Consider the following 20,529-nt stretch of genomic DNA (forward strand, 5'->3'; position numbering starts at 1 on the left):
ATGTTCGCGAACATCGGGTGGGGGGAGATGCTGGTCCTGGTGATCGCCGGTCTGGTGATCCTGGGGCCCGAGCGCCTGCCCGGTGCCATCCGATGGACCTCCGGCGCCCTGCGTCAGGCACGTGACTACGTCAGCGGCGCCACCAGCCAGCTGCGCGAGGACCTGGGCCCGGAGTTCGATGATCTGCGGCAGCCTCTGGCCGAGCTGCAGAAGCTGCGCGGCATGACGCCGCGGGCCGCCATCACCAAGCACCTGCTCGAGGGCGACGATTCGTTCCTGACGGGTGCGTTCGACGACCGCAAGGATCAGCAGCCGTCGGTACCGGGCGACAAGCCGGCCGGCGAGATCGGCAGCAAGCCGACGGACAAGGCGGCAGGCACGTCGTTCGACCCCGACGCGACCTAGCGGCGCGCGGTATCCAGACCCAGAGACATCCCGGCCAGGCCCCGCTTGCGGGCCGACAATCCCTCGGCGATCTTGCGCAGCTCGGCACCGGCCGCTGATTCGGGCGCCGACAGGACGAGCGGAACCCCGGAGTCACCGGCGGCCACGAGCGCCGGGTCCAGCGGGACCTGGCCCAGCAGCGGCACCTCGGCGCCCACCGATCGGGTGAGCGACTCTGCGACCTGACGGCCGCCGCCCTCGCCGAACAGCTGCATGACGGTGCCGTCGGGCATCTGCAGGCCGGACATGTTCTCCACCACGCCGGCGATGCGCTGACGGGTCTGCAGGGCGATCGCCCCGGCCCGCTCGGCCACCTCGGCGGCGGCCATCTGCGGAGTGGTCACCACGAGGATCTCCGCGCCGGGGATCAACTGAGCCACCGAGATGGCGATATCGCCGGTGCCGGGCGGCAGATCGAGCAGCAGTACGTCCAGATCGCCCCAGTACACGTCGGCCAGGAACTGTTGCAGCGCACGGTGCAGCATCGGCCCGCGCCACACCACGGGCGTGTTGCCCTGGGTGAACATGGCGATCGAGATGACCTTCACGTCATGTGCGATCGGCGGCAGGATCATCGAGTCGACCTGGGTGGGCCGGTCGCTGGTGCCCATCATGCGCGGCACCGAATGGCCGTAGATGTCGGCGTCCAGCAGGCCGACGGACAGCCCGCGGGCGGCCATCGCCGCGGCCAGGTTGACCGTCACGCTGGACTTGCCGACGCCGCCCTTCCCTGAGGCGACCGCGTAGACCCGGGTCAGGGAGTTGGGCTGGGCGAAGGGGATCACCGGTTCGCGGGAATCGCCACGCAGCAGCGTGCGCAATTCGGCGCGTTGCTCGTCGTTCATCACGTCCAGGCTCACCTTGACGGCGCCGGTGCCCGGCACATCGGTGGCGGCGGCCGTCACGAGGTCGGCGATCTCGGTCTTCTTCGGGCAGGCCGCGGTGGTCAGGTAGATCTCGACATGGACGCCGTGGTCGGCATCGATCGAGATGTTCTTGACCATGCCGAGTTCGGTGATCGGCTTCCGCAATTCGGGGTCGATCACCTTGGCCAGCGCAGCGCGAACTGCGGATTGCAGCTCAGTGGCAGATTCGGACATCACCGCCGAGTCTACGGCGGCGGCACCGCGAGCTGGATTCAGGCCAGCATCAGGCCGGACCCGGTGCCGGTCCCGGCGCGGGTCCGGGTGCCGGCCCGACAAGTGCCGGGGAGGCAGGCGCGGCCTCGATCGGCGGGCCGACCGGGGCGGCAGGCAGCGGTCCCGGCGGGGGAGCCTGCTGCAGTGCGGGGACCGGGCCCGGACCCGGAGCGGGCGGCGGTCCCAGGGGCGGCGCCGGAGCGGGCGGGGGAGTCTGCTCGCCCAGGCAGAACACGACGCATGCAGGCTGGCGCGGCTGCTCCCAGGGCGGGACCCACGGCGGCGGGGCGGCGGGCGTCTCGGACGGGATGGCCTGGGCCGGACCGGGCAGCGGGCCGAGCACCTGCCCGGGCGCGAATCCCGGGACGTTCTGTGTGCCGGTCTCATTGCGGTTGAGCAGCGGGATCAGGGCCAGCGGATCGCCCGCGGGCAGCCCGGTGGCATCGGCCGGCAGGCCCGGGCCGAGGCCCTCGGGATTGTCCAGATGCGAATCGCCGATCGGCGGAATGGACCCGGTGATCTCAGGCAGGTCGACCGGCACCACACCGGTGGCGTATGCCGCGGCCCAGCCCAGCACGTTGCGGGCATAGGCCACCGAGTTGTTGTACCGGAGGATGGCGGTCATGACCTGGGACTGGTCCCGCAGGTTGAGCCCACCGCTGCACAGGTAGCGGGCGGCGGCCAGGGCCGAGTCGTACACGTTCTGCACGTCGGCCTTGCCGTCGCCGTCGCCGTCGGAGGCATACCGGGCCCAGGTTCCGGGTAGGAACTGCATCGGCCCCATGGCCCGGACATAGGAAACCCGTCCGGCTTGCGCGCTCTGGATGATGATCTCGTTGCCCGGCAGGGTGCCGTCGAGGGCGGGACCGTAGATCGGGCGCACCGCGGTGCCGCGGGCATCGGTGGCGCCGCCGTTGGCGTGCCCCGACTCGATCCGTCCGATGCCGGCCAGCAGGTTCCAGCTGATACCGCAGCCGGGGTAGGCCGCGGCCATCATCCGTTCGGCGTTGCGGTATGCCTTCAGTGACGTTCCCGGAATGCCAAGGGCACCAGGGGTATTGACGACGAAAGCGGGCGGGGGAGCCGAGATCGTGGTCATCGACTTGATACGGAAGTTCGTCGGCGGCCGGGCCGCGGCGACCACCGCAGGGCCCGAGCGGTCGATCTGGGGTGCCACGGCGGCCAGTGGCGTGACCGCGGTGTTGGACATGTCGACGTCCGACGCGGAAGACCCGGCACCGGCGACCAGAACGATGGGAGCCAGGACGGCGACACCGAGCACAGGTGAGCGCATGAGCTGGCTCATACGGCGCCGAGCGGTCTCGAACACCGCTCCTCCCCCTACGCGCAATTGCCTGTCCTTAGGTCAGCTTTGGCCAAATACCATGTTGTGAACCAAGTCACCATACATAGTCCCGGTTTCCGTTGTTACGACAATGGTCGACAGCGAGATCAACCACCGCGTTTGGCCCGGCGCTCCCCGCCGTCGGATTTGCTCGGGTTTGCCCGGTCGCCGTCGGCAGGCAAGGTGATCTCGGTGATCAGGTCACGCAGTTCTTCCAACTCGCGACGCAGGTAGTCGCGGGTGGCGACCTCGCCGACGGCCAGTCGCAGCGACGCCAGTTCCCTGGCCAGGTACTCGGTGTCGGCCTTGGTCTGTTCGGCCCGGCGTCGGTCTTCCTCGAGGGAGACGCGGTCCCGGTTCTCCTGCCGGTTCTGGGCCAGCAAAATGAGCGGGGCGGCATACGCGGCCTGAGTCGAGAAAGCCAGGTTGAGCAGGATGAACGGGTACGGATCCCACTGGAAGGTGAAGACACCGATGTTCAGCGCGATCCAGACCAGCACGACGATGGTCTGAATGGCCAGGTAGCGCCCGGTGCCGAGGAAACGCGCGATCGACTCGCTGAACGCGCCCACCGCCTCGATGTCGACGTGCAGCCCGAAGCCCCGGGTCGCGCGCGGGGTGTCCAGCCGCTGACGCGCAGACGTTTCGCTCATGAGCCCGCCACCGGGAGCTCGGGCTCGTCTCGTTCACGCCAGTCGTCGGGCAGCATGTGGTCGAGCACGTCGTCGACCGACACCGCCCCCAGCAGGTGGTTCTCCTCATCGACCACCGGGCCGCACACCAGGTTGTACGCGGCGAAGTAGCGGGTCACCGCGGCCAGTGAGTCGGCCGGGCTCAGGCTGGGCAGATCGGTATCGGCGATGCCGCTGACCAGGGCTGCGGGCGGTTCGCGCAGCAACCGCTGCAGGTGAACACACCCCAGGTACTGCCCGGTCGGGGTGGCGCTGGGGGGCCTGGTGACGAAGACCATCGACGCCAGGGCCGGCGTGAGATCGGGATCGCGGATCCGCGCCAACGCCTCGGCAACGGTGGTGTCGGGCGCCAGGACCACCGGTTCGCTGGTCATCAGACCACCTGCGGTGTCGGGCGAGTGGGCCAGCAGCCGTCGCACATCCTCGGAATCCTCCGGGTCCATCTTGCGCAGCAGGGTCTCGGCATCGGCCGGGGTCATCGAACCCAGCACGTCGGCGGCGTCGTCCGGGTCCATCGCCTCCAGGACGTCGGCGGCGCGTTCGGTGTTCAGCTGGCGCAGCACCGCGGCCTGCTCATCCTCGGGGAGCTCCTGCAACACGTCGGCCAGCCGCTCGTCGTCGAACGCCCGGTACAGCTCGTAGCGCCGTTTGGTCGGCAGTTCGCGGAGGGCCTCGGCCACCTCGATCGGTCGTTGCCCCTCGAACTGCTCGAGCAGCGAAGCCACGCCCTGGTCGGGCATCGCCAGGCCGGACGGGGTCAGGCCGTGAACGTTCTGCCACTCGACGACGTGGATGTTGGTGCGCCGCCCCAGGCGTCGTTGCGGCCGCACCGCGACCCGGGTCACCACCCAGTCGCGGGTGCGGGTCTGCTCGATGCCCAGATCGACTACCACGACGTCGATTCCGGCCAGTTGCTCCAGATCGGGATCGTCGACCCGTACCCGGGTCTCGAGCACCTGGCCCAGAACCAGCACCTCGCCGGGTCGCTGGGCGAACCGGCGCAGCGACACGCTACCGGTGGCCAGCGTCACCGAACCGGGTTCGATCGCCGTGACCCGCAGAATCGGAACGAAAATCCTTCGTCGGGTGAGCAATTCGACCACCAGGCCGAGAACGCGCGGCTGCTGGCGGACGATGCTGATGCTGATCACCACGTCGCGGACACGGCCGATGGACTCCCCGTCGGGGCCCAGCACGACCATCCCCGCCAGCCGGGCCGCGTAGACCCTGTTCACCGCCGCCATGAGTGAAAGGGTAGCCAACTGCTGCTGGTGGAGTGCATTTGAGTGTGCACGGGTACGTGGGGGCTGTGCGTCTGGCCGATTGGTCGGGATCGCATACGAAAAAGGGTTGCGTCGAGGTTGGTGGATGCCCCGATCCCGGCGGCCTGAACTCCCCGGGTTTAGTTCCTACGATGAGCCGAGCCGCGCGTTTTTGTCGGAGCGTGGTGGCAGGGTGATCGACATGCGGCATGGTGCCTGGTTGATCGGACAGCGAAGGTCGGCGCCTGCCCTGATGGTCGCGACGACGGCCGCTGCTGGATCGGGTCGGGCGTCATGATTGTCGGGATGCGTACGCGTCAGCAGGCCGCGACGGTGGCCGGGATCACTGGTGGTGCGCATCTGGCGGGTAGACCGAACCGTGATGGGACACCGACGTTGTCTCGGTACGTGGATGTTGGCGCTGATTTCGAATCGCACCGGGCTGGGGTGGAGTCCGTCTCGGTACTGTTCAAGCTTTTCAACGGCGACGCCGACGGCTACGCGGCCACGGGTTCACCGGGTGAGGCGGTGCCGACCGGGTGGGTGATGACCGGGGCGAAATTCGAAGTGGAATGGCCAACCGATCCTGAGCGGGCTGGGCTGGTGCGCTCGCATTTCGGGGCCCGGCGATTCGCGTTCAACTGGGGCCTGGCCCAGGTGAAAGCCGATCTGGACGCCAAAACAGTTGACCCCGACCATGTATCGCTTGGGTGGGATCTGGGTTCGCTGCGCAAGGCCTGGAACCGTGTGAAGGACGGGGTGGCGCCGTGGTGGGCGGAAAATTCGAAAGAGGCATACTCGTCGGGGCTGGCGGATTTGGCCCGGGCGCTGGGTAATTGGGACGCCGGCCGTAAGGGGAAACGTCACGGCAAGCGGGTGGGTTTCCCCCGGTTCAAGTCCGTGCGGCGGGATAGGGATCGAGTGCGGTTCAGCACCGGCACCATGCGGGTCGAGGCTGATCGGCGCACGATCACGGTGCCGGTGATTGGTGGGTTCCGATCGAAGGAGAACACCCGCCGCGTGCAGCGCCCTCTCGCCTCGGGGCGGGCCCGGATCGTGAACATGACTGTGTCGCAGCGGTGGGGGCGGTTGTACGTGTCGATCAGCTACGCCCTGCGCACCCCCACCACGCCACGTACGGTGTCCCACCCAACGGTTGTCGCCGGGGTGGATCTCGGCGTGCGCACCCTGGCCACCGTGGCCACGATCGACAGCGTCACCGGCGCCGAAACACTGATCGAGTATGAGAATCCGGCCCCGCTCAAAGCCACGCTGTCACAGCGGCGGCGGGTGGGGCGTGAACTTTCCCGCCGTATCCCCGGATCGCGCGGTCACCGGGCAGCGAAAGCCAAGCTGTCCCGTCTAGACCGGCGATGCGTGCATCTGCGGCGGGAAGCTGCCCATCAGCTCACGACGGAGCTGGCGAGCAGCTACGGCCACCTCGTGATCGAGGATCTTGATGTGGCCGCGATGAAACGCAGCATGGGCCGACGCGCCTTCCGGCGCGCCGTGTCTGATGCGGCGATGGGGGCGGTCGCGCCGATGCTGACCTACAAAACCACCAAAAATGGCAGCACCCTGACCAAGGCGGACCGCTGGTTTCCCTCGAGCCAGCTCCACCACGGTCATATCGCACCCGACGGCAGCCCGTGCCGCCTGGTCGGCATGGGGCGTATCAACAAGTTGTTGGTGTGCCCGCACACCGGCGAGGTGGTTGATCGGGATCGCAACGCTGCCTTGAATCTCCGTGACTGGCCGGAATTTGCCAGTTGTGGTCCAGTCGGGACCACGGCCCCATCGGTACCCGGGCCGACCACCCCGGTGGTTGGTACAGGCCATGGCGCGGACGCCGGATCATCCGGCGCCGGCGGAGCATCCATAAGACCCCACCCTGGTGAGGCCGGACGCGGCGAGGCCAGAACCCAAACCCCGCAAGGGGACGCCGCATGAGCGTGTCGCCAAAACACACTCAACGGCAAACGGTAGAGACTGTGGTCGTGGAGAACACGTATCGACCCCGCAGAACGTGCCTCTCGGTTCCGGGCAGCAGCCTGAAGATGATCGAGAAGGCCAAGGCTCTGCCTGCTGACGAGGTGTTCCTCGATCTTGAGGACGCGGTGGCCCCCGAGGCCAAGGCGTCGGCCCGCACACAGGTGGCGGCGGCGTTGGCCGGTGACGGCTGGGCCGGACAGCTGCGTGGGGTACGGGTCAACGACTGGACCACCCCGTGGACCTACGCCGACGTGATCGAGGTGGTGTCCACGGCAGGCGCGGTGCTGGACCTGATCGTGTTGCCCAAGGTGACCGAGGTGGCCCATGTTCAGGCGCTGGACCTGCTGCTGTCGCAGCTGGAGGTCACCCACGGGCTCGAACCCGGCCGGATCGGGATCGAGGCGCAGATCGAGAACGCGCAGGGACTGACCAATGTCGACGCGATCGCCGCAGGCCCGCGGGTGCGGGCGCTGGTGCTCGGCCCCGGTGACATGGCGGCCAGCCTCAACATGCGCACTCTGGAGGTCGGCGGGCAACCCGACGGGTACGACATCGGCGACGCCCACCACCATGTCCTGATGCGGATCCTGATCGCGGCGCGCAGTCGCGGGATCAACGCGATCGACGGGCCGTATGTGAAGGTGCGTGACGTCGACGGGTTCCGCCGGGTGGCCGGGCGCTCAGCGGCCCTGGGTTACGACGGCAAGTGGGTGCTGCACCCGGACCAGATCGAGGCGGGCAACGAGATCTTCAGCCCGCGCCAGGCCGATTACGATCACGCCGAGCTGATCCTGGACGCCTACGAGTGGCACACCTCGCAGGCCGGCGGGTCCAGGGGTGCGGTGATGCTCGGCGACGAGATGATCGACGAGGCCAGCCGCAAGATGGCGCTGGTGATCGCGGGCAAGGGGCGGGCGGCGGGGATGAACCGGCTGGCCGACCCGTTCCGTCCGCCGCGTTAGGCCGGATCTTGCTGTGCTGTACCGGATTTGGCGCAGCAAGCCGGGCTACGAGCCGAAGGCGGCGCCGATGAAGAACAGCAGCCAGAGGCCGTTGAACAGGGCGCCGAGGGCGCCGACAGCGATGCCGGCGATCGCCAGGCCGCGGCCCGGTTGCTCGACCTGCGGACCGTAGCCCGACTGGGCACTCTGCTTGATCTGATTGAGCGCGACGACCCCGAGACCGATACCGACCAGCGCGGCGAGCAGTCCGACCCCGCAAGCGAAGAACATGATCAGCGACAGGGCCGATGCGACCAGTGATCCGATCGCCATGCTGTTGGTGGGGTTGGCCGGTGGCATCCCGTAACCGCCCGGGTATCCGGGGTAGCCGGACACGCCGACGGGGTAGCCACCCGGTGTTGCGTAACCCGGCGGCGGTGGTGGATATCCGGGCAGCGGCGGGGGATAGCTGGAGCCACCCGGCAATGACGGCGGCAGACCAGGCGGTGGCGGATAGTCGTACGGAATGTCGGCGGGGTAGTCGATCGCAGGCGGGTAAGGCGGGCCGGGGCCGGGGCCGGGGGGCGGGGGCGCGAACTCGTACGAAGGTTGCGCCACGCCGGTATCCGGCCGATCCTGAGAGTGCTCGATCGAAGGTGCTTCGTAGCCGCTGGACGACAGTTCAGACGGCTGGGAGCCGGAGTCGGATGGCGGCGTTTCGCCCGCGTTGCCGTCCGCGTTTGTCATGCTGATCAACCTAGCGCACGGACAATGACGCCAAGGGGGGCGTGACTCCGGCACCAATTCCGGTGCGAGGGCGTTGCTGTAACGAGAGCAGCCGCCGAGCAGGCGGTGCGGAGGAGAGTGAAGTTCGATGACGAGCCCATTTCAGTCCGGTCAGACACCCGGCGCCGCGCCCACGGCGCGCGGCGCGTTGCCGACGCCGCCCAAAGGCTGGCCGATCGGCTCCTACCCGACATACGCGGAGGCCCAGCGTGCCGTCGACTACCTGTCCGACCAACAGTTCCCCGTGCAGCAGGTGACGATCGTCGGGGTGGATCTCATGCAGGTTGAGCGGGTCACCGGCCGGCTGAACTGGCCCAAGGTGCTCGGCGGCGGTGTGTTGTCCGGTGCCTGGCTCGGCCTGTTCATCGGCCTGATCCTCGGTTTCTTCAGCCCCAACCCGTGGAGCGCGCTGCTCACCGGTCTGGTCGCCGGCGTCTTCTTCGGCTTGATCACCTCGGCGATCCCGTACGCGATGGCTCGCGGCACAAGAGATTTCAGTTCGACGATGCAGCTGGTCGCCGGCCGCTATGACGTGCTGTGCGACCCGCAGGGCGCCGAGCAGGGTCGAGATCTGCTGGCCCGCTTGACGATCTGACCCGCGACGCCTCAAGGGCGGGGGTGCGGTGGCAAAGTTCCGCAGGTCACGATTGTGACGCGGCGCGCCCGGCACTGTTGCACATATGCGGGCATGGCTCTACGGTTTGCGCGCGGGAGCCGCTCCGGCGTCGTGGGGGCCGCTCCGGCGGCGAGAGATGACTCGGACGGGAGGCAGAGCGGTGCGCGCTCGGCGGCTATGTGCTGCGGCAGTGGCCGCGTTGACGACGGCCTCGGTGGTGTCGGCTTGTGGTAAAGGCGATGACGGGATCGTCATCAACTACTACACCCCGGCCAACGAGATGGCGACTTTCACCGCCGTGGCCAAACGCTGCAATGCCGAACTCGGCGACCGTTTCACCATCAAGCAGGTGAGTTTGCCGAAAGGCGCTGACGACCAACGGTTGCAGCTTGCCCGGCGGCTGACCGGTAACGACAAGACCCTCGACATCATGGCGCTCGACGTGGTCTGGACGGCAGAGTTCGCCGAGGCCGGCTGGGCCGTGCCACTGTCCGAGGACCCGGCCGGTGAAGCCGAGTCCGACGCGGAATCGAACACCCTGCCCGGACCGCTGGAGACGGCCCGGTGGCAAGGAAAGTTGTACGCCTCACCGATCACTACCAATACCCAATTACTGTGGTACCGCGCCGATTTGATGGACGGGCCGCCGTCCACCTGGGACGGCATGGTCGCCGAGGCTTCGCGACTGCACGCGGCGGGCAAGCCCAGTTGGATTGCGGTGCAGGCCAAGCAGTACGAGGGCCTGGTGGTGTGGTTCAACACCCTGCTGGCCAGTGCCGGCGGCCAGGTGCTCTCCGAGGACGGCAAGACCGTCACGCTGACCGACACCCCGGAACATCGCGCGGCGACGGTCAAGGCGCTGCAGATCATCAAATCGGTTGCCACCGCGCCCGGCGCCGATCCCTCGGTGACCCAGACCGATGAGGGGACAGCCCGACTTGCCCTCGAACAGGGCAAGGCCGCGCTCGAAGTCAACTGGCCGTTCGTGCTGCCCTCACTGCTGGAGAACGCCGTCAAGGGTGGGGTGAACTTCCTTCCCCTCGACAAACGTGCCGACCTGACCGGCGCCATCAACGATCTCGGCACCTTCTCGCCGACCGACGAACAGTTCGAGTCGGCCTATGAGGCCAGCAAAGACGTGTTCGGCTTCGCGAACTACCCGGGGGTGTCCGAGGGTGAGCCGGCAAAGGTGACCATCGGCGGGCTGAACCTCGCAGTGGCCAAGACCAGCAGGCACAAGGCCGAGGCCTTCGAAGCCATCCGCTGCCTGCGCAATGTCGAGAACCAGCGCTACACCTCGGTCGAAGGCGGTCTGCCCGCGGTGCGGGAGTCGCTGTACGACGACCCGGCGTTCCAGGCCAAGTACCCGCAGTACGCCGTCATCCGCGAGCAGTTGACCAACGCCGCGGTGCGGCCCGCGACCCCGGTCTATCAGGCTGTGTCCACCCGCATTTCGGCCACCCTGGCCCCGATCACCGACATCGATCCGGAGCGCACCGCCGATGAGCTGACCGAACAGGTGCAGAAGGCCATCGACGGCAAGGGGCTGATCCCGTGACCACCCGCACCGACAACCGCGCCTCCGAACGCAAGCTGGCGTTCGCGCTGATCGCGCCCGCGGTGATCCTGATGATCGCGGTCACCGCGTATCCGATCGGTTACGCGGTGTGGCTGAGCCTGCAGCGCTACAACCTGGCCGCCCCCGACGACACCGCCTTTGTCGGGTTCGCCAACTATCAGACCATCCTGACCGACCGGTACTGGTGGACCGCGTTCGTGGTGACCCTGGCGATCACCATCGTCTCGGTGACGATCGAGTTCGTCCTCGGCATGGCGCTGGCACTGGTCATGCACCGCACCATCTTCGGCAAGGGCGTGGTCCGCACCGCGGTGTTGATTCCCTACGGGATCGTGACGGTGGCAGCCTCCTACAGCTGGTACTACGCCTGGACGCCCGGCACCGGGTATCTCGCCAACCTGCTGCCCGACGGCAGCGCACCGTTGACCGAACAGTTGCCCTCGCTGGCCATCATCGTGCTGGCCGAAGTGTGGAAGACCACGCCCTTCATGGCTCTGCTGCTGCTGGCCGGGCTGGCGCTGGTGCCGCAGGATCTGCTCAACGCCGCCGAGGTCGACGGGGCCGGAGCGTGGACGCGGTTGGTGAAAATTATTCTGCCGCTGATCAAACCGGCCATCCTGGTCGCCCTGTTGTTCCGCACCCTGGACGCCTTCCGGATCTTCGACAACATCTATGTGTTGACCGGAGGAGCCAACAGCACCGGGTCGGTGTCGATCCTGGGGTATGACAACCTGTTCAAGGCGTTCAACCTCGGATTGGGTTCGGCCATCAGCGTGTTGATCTTCCTGTCGGTGGCGGTCATCGCGTTCATCTTCATCAAGCTGTTCGGTGCGTCGGCTCCCGGTGCAGAGGCGGAGGGCCGATGAGCGCTTGCGCGAAGAGCGGAGGACACCGATGAGCGAGCGAGTGGGTGCGCGGCGCGCGACCGGGTGGACGGTCGTAAACATCTTGGTGGTGCTCTACGCGTTGATACCGGTCTTGTGGATTCTGTCGCTGTCGTTGAAGCCGACGTCGAGTGTCAAGGACGGCAAGCTGATTCCGTCGCAGATCACGTTCGACAACTACAAGGGCATCTTCACCGGGAACATCTTCACCTCGGCGTTGATCAACTCGATCGGCATCGGCCTGATCACCACGGTGATCGCGGTGACCATCGGCGGCATGGCGGCCTACGCGGTGGCCCGACTGGACTTCCCCGGCAAGAAGTTGTTGGTGGGGGTTGCGCTGCTGATCGCGATGTTCCCGCAGATCTCGCTGGTGACCCCGATCTTCAACCTGTGGCGCAGTATCGGCCTGTTCGACACCTGGCCGGGGCTGATCATTCCCTACATCACCTTCGCGCTGCCGTTGGCGATCTACACGCTCTCGGCGTTCTTCCGGGAGATCCCTTGGGATCTGGAGAAGGCCGCGAAGATGGATGGGGCCACCCCGGCGCAGGCCTTCCGCAAGGTGATCGCTCCGTTGGCGGCGCCGGGCATCGTCACAGCGGCCATCCTGGTGTTCATCTTCGCGTGGAACGACCTGCTCTTGGCGCTGTCGCTGACCGCGACCGAGCGGGCGATCACCGCGCCGGTGGCGATCGCGAACTTCACCGGCAGTTCCCAGTTCGAGGAACCCACCGGGTCGATCGCGGCGGGTGCGATGGTCATCACGATCCCGATCATTATCTTTGTTCTCATCTTCCAGCGGCGGATCGTCGCTGGCCTGACATCCGGTGCGGTAAAGGGGTAATTGGATGGCCGAAATTGTGTTGGACCGGGTCACCAAGAGTTACCCCGACGGTGCGGGCGGCACGAGAGAGGCCGTCAAAGAGTTCTCGATGACCATCGCCGACGGCGAGTTCATCATCCTGGTGGGGCCCTCAGGGTGCGGTAAGTCCACCACGCTGAACATGATTGCCGGGCTTGAGGACATCTCGTCGGGCGAGCTTCGCATCGGTGGCGAGCGGGTCAACGAGAAGGCGCCCAAGGACCGCGATATCGCGATGGTGTTCCAGTCCTATGCGCTCTACCCGCATATGACGGTGCGGCAGAACATCGCCTTCCCACTGACCCTGGCCAAGCTCAAGAAGGACGAGATCGAGGCCAAGGTCGCCGAGACCGCCAAGATCCTGGACCTGACCGAACTGCTCGATCGCAAGCCGGCCCAGTTGTCGGGCGGGCAGCGTCAGCGGGTGGCGATGGGACGGGCTATCGTGCGTCGCCCCAAAGCATTCCTGATGGATGAGCCGCTGAGCAACCTGGACGCCAAGCTGCGTGTGCAGATGCGCGCCGAGATCTCGCGACTGCAGAGCCGGCTGGGCACGACCACGGTCTACGTCACGCACGACCAGACCGAGGCGATGACCCTGGGCGACCGGGTTGTGGTGTTGCTGGCGGGCGAGATTCAGCAGATCGGCACGCCCGACGAGTTGTACAACAACCCGGCGAATCTGTTTGTGGCCGGCTTCATCGGATCACCGGCGATGAATTTCTTCCCCGCCACGTTCACCGACGTCGGAGTGCGGCTGCCGTTCGGCGATGTCACCCTGACCCAGCAGGTGCACGATCAGGTGGCGCGCCATCCCAAGCCGGACAACATCATCGTCGGGATCCGGCCCGAGCACCTCGAGGATGCTTCGCTGCTCGACGGCTACGCGCGGATCCGGGCCCTGAGCTTCCCGGTGCGCGCCGACATCGTGGAGTCGCTCGGTGCCGACAAGTACGTGCACTTCACCATCGAGGGTGCGGGCGCCGAGGCGGCGCAGCTTGCCGAGTTGGCCGCGGATTCCGGCGCCGGTGCCAATGAGTTCGTGGCCCGGGTGTCTGCCGAGTCCACGGCCGCGGGCGGCCAGCAGATCCAATTGGCCTTCGACACCTCGAAGTTGGCGATCTTCGACGCCGCGACCGGGGTGAACCTGACCCGTACCGAGCCTGTCGAGGACACCGCGGAGGCTGAGACCGGGCCCGCCGAGACCGAGCCCGCCGAGGAATCCGAGGCACCCACATCCGCCGAGTCGGCCGAGCCGGCCGGAGAACCGACAGCAGAGTGATCGACGTCCTGGCTGCCGTCCGCGCCCACGTGGGCGAATACTTCGGTGCGGCAGGCATTACCGCGGAACCCGTCAGTGCCAGCGTCACCTTCCTGGGTACCGAGCGCATCGACGTCCTGCGGTTCGGCCCGGACCTGCGCGCTGGTGGAAGCGGACAGGATCTGTATCACTATGTGACGGTGGGCTGTTCGCGCCACCCGATGTTCGATCCGACCGAACTGGTCTCCGATCCGATCCACGGTCCCCGGGCCGAGGTGGTGCTCTCACTGCGGGGTCCGACCCCGGGCGGGCTGGCCCGGTCGCTGGCCGTGCTGGCTGCCGCGCCCGCGGTGGAAGGTCTGGTGCTGGAGGCCGATGCGCTCATCGACCTGGAGACGCAGTTGTTCGACTCCGCACCGTTCAGCGCATTCCTGCTGGGCCCCAGCGATATCGGCGAGGTGACCCTGGCCGATCCACTGTCGCCGGTGACCGTGCTCTCGGCCACCCCGATCACCGCCACCGAGGCAGCCTGGGTGCGCCTGAAGGGTGCGGACGCCATGCGGGAGGCGTGGCAGACCGATGGGGTGGACGTGCTGGATCCGACCAGGAGGGCAGCAAGCCCCAGCTAGAGCCAGTCGTTGTGGCGGAACGTGCGATACAACGCGAAGCAGATCAGCGCCATGGCCAGTAGCACGGCGGGATAGCCCCAGGCCCACTGCAATTCGGGCATGTGCTCGAAGTTCATCCCGTAGATCCCGGCCATCGCGGTCGGCACCGCGGCGATCGCCACCCACGCGGAGATCTTGCGCATGTCCACGTTCTGCTGCATGGCCACCTTGCCGAGCGCGGCCTGCACCAGTGAGCTGAGCATCTCGTCGTAGCTCGTGACACGGTCGGAGGCCTGCACATTGTGGTCGTGCACGTCGCGCATGTACCTACGCACCTCGACCGAGATCAGGTCGTTGTGATCGGTGAGCAGGCGGGCCAGGGCCAGGGTCAACGGGGCCACCGCGCGGCGCATCTCGACGACTTCGCGCTTGAGCAGGTAGATGCTTTCGATGTTGGTGTGCGTGCCGGGGGAGAAGATGTCCTCCTCCATCGCGTCGATGTCGGTTTCCATCAGATCGGTCACGTCGAGGTAGCTGTCCACCACATGATCGGCGATCGCGTGCATAACCGCGAACGGTCCGAGTTTCAGGGTGGCGGGCGAGGATTCGAGCCGTTTACGTACGCCGGCCAGTCCGCCGTGCTCGCCGTGGCGGACGGTGACGACGAAGTCCGGCCCGACGAAGATCATGATCTCGCCGGTCTCGACGATCTCGCGGGCCAGCGCGACCGACTCGTGCTCGACGTAGTTGATGGTCTTGAGCACCAGGAACAAGGTCTTGTCGTACCGCTCGAGCTTGGGGCGCTGGTGGGCGTGCACCGCGTCCTCGACCGCGAGCTCGTGCAATCCGAAAACGTCTGCGACCGACTGCATCTGGAATTGGTCGGGTTCGTGCAGTCCGATCCAGACGAATGCCTTCTGACCCGCGTTCTGCAACTCGCGGACCTTGTTCAGCGCCGCGGCGTGGGTGTACTTGCCGGGCAGCCGGTCACCGCCGCAGTAGACACCGCAGTCCACCATCGCCCGGGCCACCGGGACATGGATCGTCTTGGCGTCGGGGTCGGCAGGGCGGGTCCTTGCCGTCGAGCGCAGGGCCGGTGGCAAGGCGCGGAATGAGGGCATGATCTGCGACCTTCCTGCGCGGTGTGCAGCTACCTGATCAGCACAGAGAATGCTACGCGTAGTTACTGTTAAGTAACGCTCACCAGCGGGGAACCGGGCCCTGTGAGATTTGGCATTGAAGTACCCTTGCGCCGTGTCGGAAAGTACAGTCGCCTCCTCGTCCGAGCGCTCGTCAGCGGAGCGCACCCCGCAAGTTGTCATCGAAGACGCCGAGATCTTCGATGCTCATGAAGGCGGAAAGCTCTCGGTCGAGTTGAAGGAGCCGCTGGACACCCAGCGTGCACTGTCGATCGCCTATACCCCCGGTGTCGCCCAGGTGAGCCGGGCGATCGCCACGGATCACACGCTCGCCGCCAAGTACACCTGGGCCAACCGCCTGGTCGCGGTGGTCAGCGACGGCACCGCGGTGCTGGGTCTCGGCGATATCGGCCCCGCCGCGTCGCTGCCGGTCATGGAGGGCAAGAGCGCGCTGTTCAAGTCCTTCGGCGGGCTGAACTCGATCCCGATCGTGCTGGACACCAAGGATCCCGACGAGATCGTCGAGACCCTGATCCGGCTGCGTCCGACCTTCGGCGCGGTGAACCTGGAGGACATCTCGGCGCCGCGGTGCTTCGAGATCGAGCGCCGGGTCATCGAGGCGCTGGACTGCCCGGTCATGCACGACGACCAGCACGGCACCGCCATCGTGGTGCTGGCCGCGCTGCTGGGCGCCACCAAGGTCCTCGAGCGTGACATCCATGCACTGCGCGTGGTCATCTCGGGCGCCGGTGCAGCGGGTGTGGCGTGTGCCAACATCCTGCTGAACAAGGGCATCACCGACGTCGTCGTGCTCGATTCGCAGGGCATCGTGCACTCGGGCCGTGACAACCTCAATTCCTTCAAGGCCGAGCTGGCCGGGCGCACCAACCCGCGCAAGCTCACCGGCGGGGTCGCCGAGGCGCTCGAGGGCGCCGACGTGTTCCTCGGGGTGTCGGCCGGCGTCGTGCCCGAGGAGCTCATCGCGACGATGGCCCCCAACTCCATCGTCTTCGCGCTGTCCAACCCGGACCCGGAGATCCACCCGGACGCGGCCCGCAAGTACGCCGCAGTGGTGGCGACCGGACGCAGCGACTTCCCGAACCAGATCAACAACGTGTTGGCCTTCCCGGGCGTGTTCCGCGGAGCGCTCGACGCCGGGGCCCGCCGGATCACCGAGAAGATGAAGGTGGCGGCTGCCGAGGCGATCTTCTCGGTCGTGGGCGACGATCTGGCGGTCGACCACATCGTGCCCAGTGCGCTCGATCCGCGGGTCGGTCCCGCGGTTGCGGCCGCGGTCGCGGCGGCGGCTGACACCGCAGAATCCTGAGTTCGCGAATGCGCCGCACGTGGGCGTTGGCGCTGTTGGTGCTGTTCGTTTTGGTGTCTGCCGGTTGCGGTGGCCACTCGGCCCCGGCCGCTCTCACGGTCGGGGCGGGGCCGGCGCCGGAGTCGGCACTGCTCGGTCATCTGTACGCCGCGGCACTGCGTTATTACGGCACGCCGGCCGTGGTCACCGAGACCGACGGCACCCTCGGGGTGTTGGATTCGGGATCGGTGACCGTGCAGCCGGGGTTCACCGGCCGGTTCCTGACGCAGCTCAATCCGGCCGCCACGGCCCGCGCGGATGAGCAGGTCTACCGGGACCTGGTCTCGGCGCTGCCCGAAGGCGTCGCGGCCGGCGACTACACCATGTCGGCACAGGACAAGCCAGCGCTGGTGGTCACCGAGGCCACCGCCACGGCGTGGGGCGGGACCGATCTGAGCGCGTTGCGCCGCAACTGCGCCCAGGCCCGGCCGGGTGCGGTCGGCAAGGGGCAGGTGCCCAAGGCCGTCGGCACGTGCACGCTGCCCAAGGCCGTCACATTCCCCGACGGCAAGAGCCTGTTCGCGGCACTGCGCGGCGGGAAGGTCAATGCGGCCTGGTCGACGACGGCCGATCCGGCCATCCCGTCGGACCTGACCGTGCTGGCCGACAAGACTTCGCTGATCCGCGGTGAGAACGTGGTGCCGCTGTATCGCCGCAACACACTCAACGAACGCCAGGTCCTGGCGCTCAACGAGATCGCCGGTGTCCTGGACACCGGATCGCTGGCCGATATGCGCAGGCAGGTCGCCGAGGGCAAGGATCCCGGCGCGGTGGCCGACGAATTTCTCCAGTCCAACCCGCTGGGCCACTAGCCCCTCGGCAACCCTCGGCGTCAGCGGGGAAGCATCCGCCCCATCGCGCCTGCGAACAGCTTCTGGTACGCCGAGCCGGTGATCCGCACGATGACGTCGAGGACCTTGGCGTCGGCGCCGACGAGCACTCGTGCCCGGTCCTTGCGCACCGCTTCGAGGATGATCGTGGCCGCGCGCTGCGGGGTGGTGTTGGCGAGCTTCCGGTCGAAGGTCTCGGCGAGGGCCTTCTGATCCAGTCCCTCGGCGGCGGTGGCGTTGCGGGCGATGGCGGTCTTGATCCCGCCGGGGTGCACACAGGTCACCTTGACCGGATGCTTGGCCAGGGCCATCTCCTGACGGAGGGCCTCGGTGAAGCCGCGCACCGCGAACTTGGCCGAGTTGTAGGCGGCCTGACCCGGAACCGAGAAGATGCCGAACAGGCTGGAGACGTTGATGACGTGTCCGTCGCCGGATTCGATCAGGTGCGGCAGGAAGGCCTTGGTGCCGTTGACGACGCCCCAGAAGTCCACGTCCATCACCCGCTCGATGTCCTTGAACTGACTGATCTCGACGTCGCCGGTGAACGCGATGCCTGCGTTGTTGTAGATCTGGTTGACCTTGCCGAAGTGTTCCTTGACCGCGTCGGCGTAGAGCAGGAAGGCCTCGCGCTCGGTGACGTCGATCCGGTCGGTCTTCACCTCGGCGCCGATCGCCTTGAGGCGCTCCTCCGTGACCGCGAGGCCCTCGGTATCGACGTCGCAGATCGCCACCTTGGCCCCGGAACGTCCGAGTTCGATGGCCAGCGCCTGTCCGATGCCTGATCCGGCGCCGGTCACGACGGCGACCTTTCCGGCGAAGCCCTCCATAGAACACTCCCTTGTGTCGTTCGACTTGCGTCGAGATTACCCGGTACCCGCGGTCCCGGTTGTGTCGGCCGGCTTGGTCGCTGTCACCAGGTGGGTTCCGACGTAAGGGCCGCCCCACCACATCCGCCAGCCGAGATTCTGTCGCTGCACATGCTGCCAGCCCTTGGCGCGCAGACGCTCGGAATGGCGCCGAGTTTCCCAGATATCGGCGATGGCCAGCCGCCCGCCCGGGCGCAGCACCCTGGCGGCTTCGTCGAGGGCGCGGGACCGCCCGGCCCGATCGGGGATGTTGTGGATGGCCAGGCTGCTGACGATGACGTCGACACTGGCATCGTCGAAGGGCAGGGCGGTCATGTCACCGGTGTGCACCTCGACCCGATCGGCGACGCCCTCGGCCGCGGCGTTGGCCAGCGTCTGTTCCGGCGAGTTGCCGGTCTGATCGGCGCGCCACAGATCGACGCCGAGGGCGCGTCCCCGTGGCAGTCGTTTGGCCGCGGCATGCAGCACCGCGCCGCGGCCGCAGCCGAGATCGAGCAGCGTCTCATCGCCGCGCAGGGCCAGGCCATCGAGGATGTCGCGCCACACTGCGAACTTGCCGCGACGGGTGGTGTGCACGAACGACGAAACGGTGCTCGCCAGAAGTGCAGCGGAAGCGCCTGTGACACAGGCGGTTCGGCGTCGACCACGGGCGATGTTGACGATCGTCGCGACCAGCAGGGCGGTGAATGCACCGCCGGCGATCGCGGCCTGGGCGGGCGCGGACACCGCGTTGTAATCGCCGTCGAATCCGTAGTCGGGGGAGTCCATTTCTCCCACGGTAACCGGGTCGGCTGGGAGCGGGTGGGCTACGACGCGGCCGCGCGCACCGGCCGCCAGACTTCCGCCAGGGCTTCCAGCGGAATTCCCAGGGCATCGCTCAGTCCGACGACCGTGCCGAACGCCGGGGAGGGGAGCCGTCCGGTCTCGATCTTGCGCAACGTCTCCGGGGAGATGCCGGCGTGCGTGGCGACCTCGTCGAGCGGGCGGGCGCCCCGGGCGGTACGCAGGGTCTCGCCGAGCCGGCGACCGGCTGCGATCTGTGCGGGGGTGAGCGGGGTGCGGACCACGCCACCACGGTAGCGCCGGTATTTATATACCGCTAGTGTTGGTATTTAAATACCGAGGAGAGTGTGGACATGATCGAGCTGAAGACCGCCGCCGAGATCGAGAAGATGCGGGTCACCGGACGGTTCGTGGCCCAGGTGCTCGCCGAGTTGAGCGGGCTCGCGGATATCGGGGTCAACCTGCTCGACCTCGAACTGCACGCCCGCGACATGGTCAAGCGCCGCGGTGCCGAATCGTGTTACTGGGACTACGACCCGTCATTCGGTCGCGGCCCGTTTCGCAACGTCATCTGCCTCTCGGTCAACGATGCTGTGCTGCACGGACTTCCGCATGACTACCGGCTGGCCGACGGCGACGTGCTCACCATGGACTTCGCGGTGTCCATCGACGGCTGGGTCGCCGACGCGGCCCGCACCGTGATCGTCGGGACTCCGGCAGCAGCCGATGCACGGTTGGTTCGGGCCACCGAGGAGGCGCTGGAGGCCGGCACCGCCGCTGCGCGTCCAGGGAATCGGCTCGGTGACATCTCGTCCGCCATCGGCGCCGTCGCCGCCGATTACGGATATCCGGTCAACCTCGAATTCGGTGGGCACGGGCTGGGCCGGACCATGCACGAGGACCCGCATGTCCCGAACCGCGGCAAGCCCGGCCGCGGCATGAAGCTGCGGGCGGGAATGACGCTGGCGCTCGAGCCGTGGCTCGCCGCGGGCACCGACCGCATCGTCTTCGACCGTGACGGCTGGACCATCCGATCCGCCGATGGTTCCCGCACCGCGCATACCGAGAACACCGTGGCGATCACCGAATCGGGCCCGGTGGTACTCACGTGTTGAGTCGTGCTGGCCTCTT

General features: G+C 67.4%; 21 protein-coding genes. 12 read left to right on the forward strand and 9 right to left on the reverse strand.

The features are described from left to right. A complete protein-coding gene (gene tatB, locus AB0876_RS29545; RefSeq protein WP_491842277.1) occupies window positions 1–405 on the forward strand; it encodes a Sec-independent protein translocase protein TatB in 405 nt (134 codons plus the stop codon). Here tatB and AB0876_RS29550 read toward each other — a convergent pair. From AB0876_RS29550 to AB0876_RS29565, 4 genes are all read right to left on the reverse strand, one after another. Then, complete coding sequence (locus tag AB0876_RS29550) at window positions 402–1,544, reverse strand: Mrp/NBP35 family ATP-binding protein (protein ID WP_491842278.1); 1,143 nt, start codon at window positions 1,542–1,544, stop codon at window positions 402–404. The two genes, tatB and AB0876_RS29550, sit on opposite strands and share 4 nt — an antisense overlap. A 49-nt stretch (window positions 1,545–1,593) precedes the next feature. After that, on the reverse strand, window positions 1,594–2,877 hold the full coding sequence (locus AB0876_RS29555) for a lytic transglycosylase domain-containing protein (RefSeq protein WP_491842480.1): 1,284 nt from the start codon (window positions 2,875–2,877) through the stop codon (window positions 1,594–1,596). 158 nt (window positions 2,878–3,035) lie between these two features. Beyond that, on the reverse strand, window positions 3,036–3,581 hold the full coding sequence (locus tag AB0876_RS29560) for a DUF1003 domain-containing protein (RefSeq protein WP_526043675.1): 546 nt from the start codon (window positions 3,579–3,581) through the stop codon (window positions 3,036–3,038). After that, complete coding sequence (locus AB0876_RS29565) at window positions 3,578–4,864, reverse strand: magnesium transporter MgtE N-terminal domain-containing protein (RefSeq protein WP_055116441.1); 1,287 nt, start codon at window positions 4,862–4,864, stop codon at window positions 3,578–3,580. The genes AB0876_RS29560 and AB0876_RS29565 overlap by 4 nt, the downstream gene beginning before the upstream one ends. A gap of 312 nt (window positions 4,865–5,176) precedes the next feature. Here AB0876_RS29565 and tnpB point away from each other — a divergent pair, with 312 nt between their 5' ends. Together tnpB and AB0876_RS29575 are read left to right on the forward strand one after the other, a co-directional pair. Continuing rightward, entirely contained in the window at window positions 5,177–6,832 is a 1,656-nt protein-coding gene (tnpB, locus tag AB0876_RS29570; protein ID WP_491842280.1) for an IS607 family element RNA-guided endonuclease TnpB, read from the forward strand. Window positions 6,833–6,879: 47 nt separating this feature from the next. Beyond that, window positions 6,880–7,836 carry an HpcH/HpaI aldolase/citrate lyase family protein gene (locus AB0876_RS29575; RefSeq protein WP_491842281.1) on the forward strand — a complete coding sequence of 319 codons (957 nt, stop codon included), beginning with the start codon at window positions 6,880–6,882 and terminating at the stop codon, window positions 7,834–7,836. Window positions 7,837–7,881: 45 nt separating this feature from the next. Here AB0876_RS29575 and AB0876_RS29580 read toward each other — a convergent pair whose 3' ends face one another. Beyond that, window positions 7,882–8,562 carry a DUF4190 domain-containing protein gene (locus AB0876_RS29580; protein ID WP_526043676.1) on the reverse strand — a complete coding sequence of 227 codons (681 nt, stop codon included), beginning with the start codon at window positions 8,560–8,562 and terminating at the stop codon, window positions 7,882–7,884. 127 nt (window positions 8,563–8,689) lie between these two features. Here AB0876_RS29580 and AB0876_RS29585 point away from each other — a divergent pair, with 127 nt between their 5' ends. From AB0876_RS29585 to AB0876_RS29610, 6 genes are all read left to right on the forward strand, one after another. Then, a complete protein-coding gene (locus AB0876_RS29585) occupies window positions 8,690–9,196 on the forward strand; it encodes a YflT domain-containing protein (protein ID WP_491842283.1) in 507 nt (168 codons plus the stop codon). A 181-nt stretch (window positions 9,197–9,377) separates the two neighbouring features. Beyond that, window positions 9,378–10,775, forward strand: coding sequence for an ABC transporter substrate-binding protein (locus AB0876_RS29590; protein WP_526043677.1), 1,398 nt, complete (start codon window positions 9,378–9,380; stop codon window positions 10,773–10,775). Further along, the gene (locus AB0876_RS29595) at window positions 10,772–11,662 is read left to right on the forward strand and encodes a carbohydrate ABC transporter permease (RefSeq protein WP_491842285.1); all 891 of its coding nucleotides are present in this window, start codon (window positions 10,772–10,774) and stop codon (window positions 11,660–11,662) included. Before AB0876_RS29590 ends, AB0876_RS29595 begins: the two co-directional genes overlap by 4 nt. Before the next feature lie 40 nt (window positions 11,663–11,702). Beyond that, window positions 11,703–12,527 carry an ABC transporter permease subunit gene (locus AB0876_RS29600; protein ID WP_448448516.1) on the forward strand — a complete coding sequence of 275 codons (825 nt, stop codon included), beginning with the start codon at window positions 11,703–11,705 and terminating at the stop codon, window positions 12,525–12,527. Window positions 12,528–12,531: 4 nt separating this feature from the next. Continuing rightward, a complete protein-coding gene (locus AB0876_RS29605) occupies window positions 12,532–13,827 on the forward strand; it encodes an ABC transporter ATP-binding protein (RefSeq protein ID WP_526043678.1) in 1,296 nt (431 codons plus the stop codon). Next, on the forward strand, window positions 13,824–14,435 hold the full coding sequence (locus tag AB0876_RS29610; protein WP_491842287.1) for a suppressor of fused domain protein: 612 nt from the start codon (window positions 13,824–13,826) through the stop codon (window positions 14,433–14,435). The genes AB0876_RS29605 and AB0876_RS29610 overlap by 4 nt, the downstream gene beginning before the upstream one ends. Here the strand turns inward: AB0876_RS29610 and corA are convergent. Next, window positions 14,432–15,535, reverse strand: a complete 1,104-nt coding sequence (gene corA / locus AB0876_RS29615; RefSeq protein WP_526043679.1) for a magnesium/cobalt transporter CorA — start codon at window positions 15,533–15,535, stop codon at window positions 14,432–14,434. The two genes, AB0876_RS29610 and corA, sit on opposite strands and share 4 nt — an antisense overlap. Before the next feature lie 133 nt (window positions 15,536–15,668). On the opposite strand from corA, the gene AB0876_RS29620 reads away from it, so the two are divergent. Together AB0876_RS29620 and AB0876_RS29625 are read left to right on the forward strand one after the other, a co-directional pair. Next, window positions 15,669–16,880 carry an NAD(P)-dependent malic enzyme gene (locus AB0876_RS29620; RefSeq protein ID WP_491842289.1) on the forward strand — a complete coding sequence of 404 codons (1,212 nt, stop codon included), beginning with the start codon at window positions 15,669–15,671 and terminating at the stop codon, window positions 16,878–16,880. 8 nt (window positions 16,881–16,888) lie between these two features. Continuing rightward, entirely contained in the window at window positions 16,889–17,731 is an 843-nt protein-coding gene (locus AB0876_RS29625; protein ID WP_526043680.1) for a glycine betaine ABC transporter substrate-binding protein, read from the forward strand. A 20-nt stretch (window positions 17,732–17,751) separates the two neighbouring features. Here the strand turns inward: AB0876_RS29625 and AB0876_RS29630 are convergent, their stop codons facing one another. Genes AB0876_RS29630 through AB0876_RS29640 form a run of 3 tightly spaced genes read right to left on the reverse strand, consistent with a single transcriptional unit; the run spans window position 17,752 to window position 19,682 of the window. Continuing rightward, the gene (locus AB0876_RS29630) at window positions 17,752–18,576 is read right to left on the reverse strand and encodes an SDR family NAD(P)-dependent oxidoreductase (protein WP_064960400.1); all 825 of its coding nucleotides are present in this window, start codon (window positions 18,574–18,576) and stop codon (window positions 17,752–17,754) included. A 36-nt stretch (window positions 18,577–18,612) separates the two neighbouring features. Continuing rightward, window positions 18,613–19,383 (reverse strand): SAM-dependent methyltransferase, encoded by a 771-nt coding sequence (locus AB0876_RS29635; protein WP_526043681.1) that lies wholly within the window; start codon window positions 19,381–19,383, stop codon window positions 18,613–18,615. Between the two features lie 38 nt (window positions 19,384–19,421). After that, window positions 19,422–19,682 carry a helix-turn-helix domain-containing protein gene (locus AB0876_RS29640; RefSeq protein ID WP_491842292.1) on the reverse strand — a complete coding sequence of 87 codons (261 nt, stop codon included), beginning with the start codon at window positions 19,680–19,682 and terminating at the stop codon, window positions 19,422–19,424. A 69-nt stretch (window positions 19,683–19,751) separates the two neighbouring features. Here AB0876_RS29640 and map point away from each other — a divergent pair, with 69 nt between their 5' ends. Then, entirely contained in the window at window positions 19,752–20,513 is a 762-nt protein-coding gene (map, locus tag AB0876_RS29645; RefSeq protein ID WP_491842293.1) for a type I methionyl aminopeptidase, read from the forward strand. Window positions 20,514–20,529 lie beyond the last annotated feature (16 nt).

The organism is Mycobacterium sp. NPDC049093 (assembly GCF_040704635.1).
Classification (GTDB): domain Bacteria; phylum Actinomycetota; class Actinomycetes; order Mycobacteriales; family Mycobacteriaceae; genus Mycobacterium.

What these genes read in the sequence shown, in the direction of transcription:
- AB0876_RS29585 (WP_491842283.1), top strand. Translation starts at nt 8,690, where the DNA reads ATGACGAGCCCATTTCAGTCCGGTCAGACACCCGGCGCCGCGCCCACG.
- AB0876_RS29625 (WP_526043680.1), top strand. Translation starts at nt 16,889, where the DNA reads ATGCGCCGCACGTGGGCGTTGGCGCTGTTGGTGCTGTTCGTTTTGGTG.
- tatB (WP_491842277.1), top strand. Translation starts at nt 1, where the DNA reads ATGTTCGCGAACATCGGGTGGGGGGAGATGCTGGTCCTGGTGATCGCC.
- AB0876_RS29580 (WP_526043676.1), bottom strand. Translation starts at nt 8,562, where the DNA reads ATGACAAACGCGGACGGCAACGCGGGCGAAACGCCGCCATCCGACTCC.
- AB0876_RS29565 (WP_055116441.1), bottom strand. Translation starts at nt 4,864, where the DNA reads ATGGCGGCGGTGAACAGGGTCTACGCGGCCCGGCTGGCGGGGATGGTC.
- AB0876_RS29560 (WP_526043675.1), bottom strand. Translation starts at nt 3,581, where the DNA reads ATGAGCGAAACGTCTGCGCGTCAGCGGCTGGACACCCCGCGCGCGACC.
- AB0876_RS29635 (WP_526043681.1), bottom strand. Translation starts at nt 19,383, where the DNA reads ATGGACTCCCCCGACTACGGATTCGACGGCGATTACAACGCGGTGTCC.
- AB0876_RS29605 (WP_526043678.1), top strand. Translation starts at nt 12,532, where the DNA reads ATGGCCGAAATTGTGTTGGACCGGGTCACCAAGAGTTACCCCGACGGT.
- corA (WP_526043679.1), bottom strand. Translation starts at nt 15,535, where the DNA reads ATGCCCTCATTCCGCGCCTTGCCACCGGCCCTGCGCTCGACGGCAAGG.
- AB0876_RS29550 (WP_491842278.1), bottom strand. Translation starts at nt 1,544, where the DNA reads ATGTCCGAATCTGCCACTGAGCTGCAATCCGCAGTTCGCGCTGCGCTG.
- map (WP_491842293.1), top strand. Translation starts at nt 19,752, where the DNA reads ATGATCGAGCTGAAGACCGCCGCCGAGATCGAGAAGATGCGGGTCACC.
- tnpB (WP_491842280.1), top strand. Translation starts at nt 5,177, where the DNA reads ATGATTGTCGGGATGCGTACGCGTCAGCAGGCCGCGACGGTGGCCGGG.
- AB0876_RS29555 (WP_491842480.1), bottom strand. Translation starts at nt 2,877, where the DNA reads ATGCGCTCACCTGTGCTCGGTGTCGCCGTCCTGGCTCCCATCGTTCTG.
- AB0876_RS29630 (WP_064960400.1), bottom strand. Translation starts at nt 18,576, where the DNA reads ATGGAGGGCTTCGCCGGAAAGGTCGCCGTCGTGACCGGCGCCGGATCA.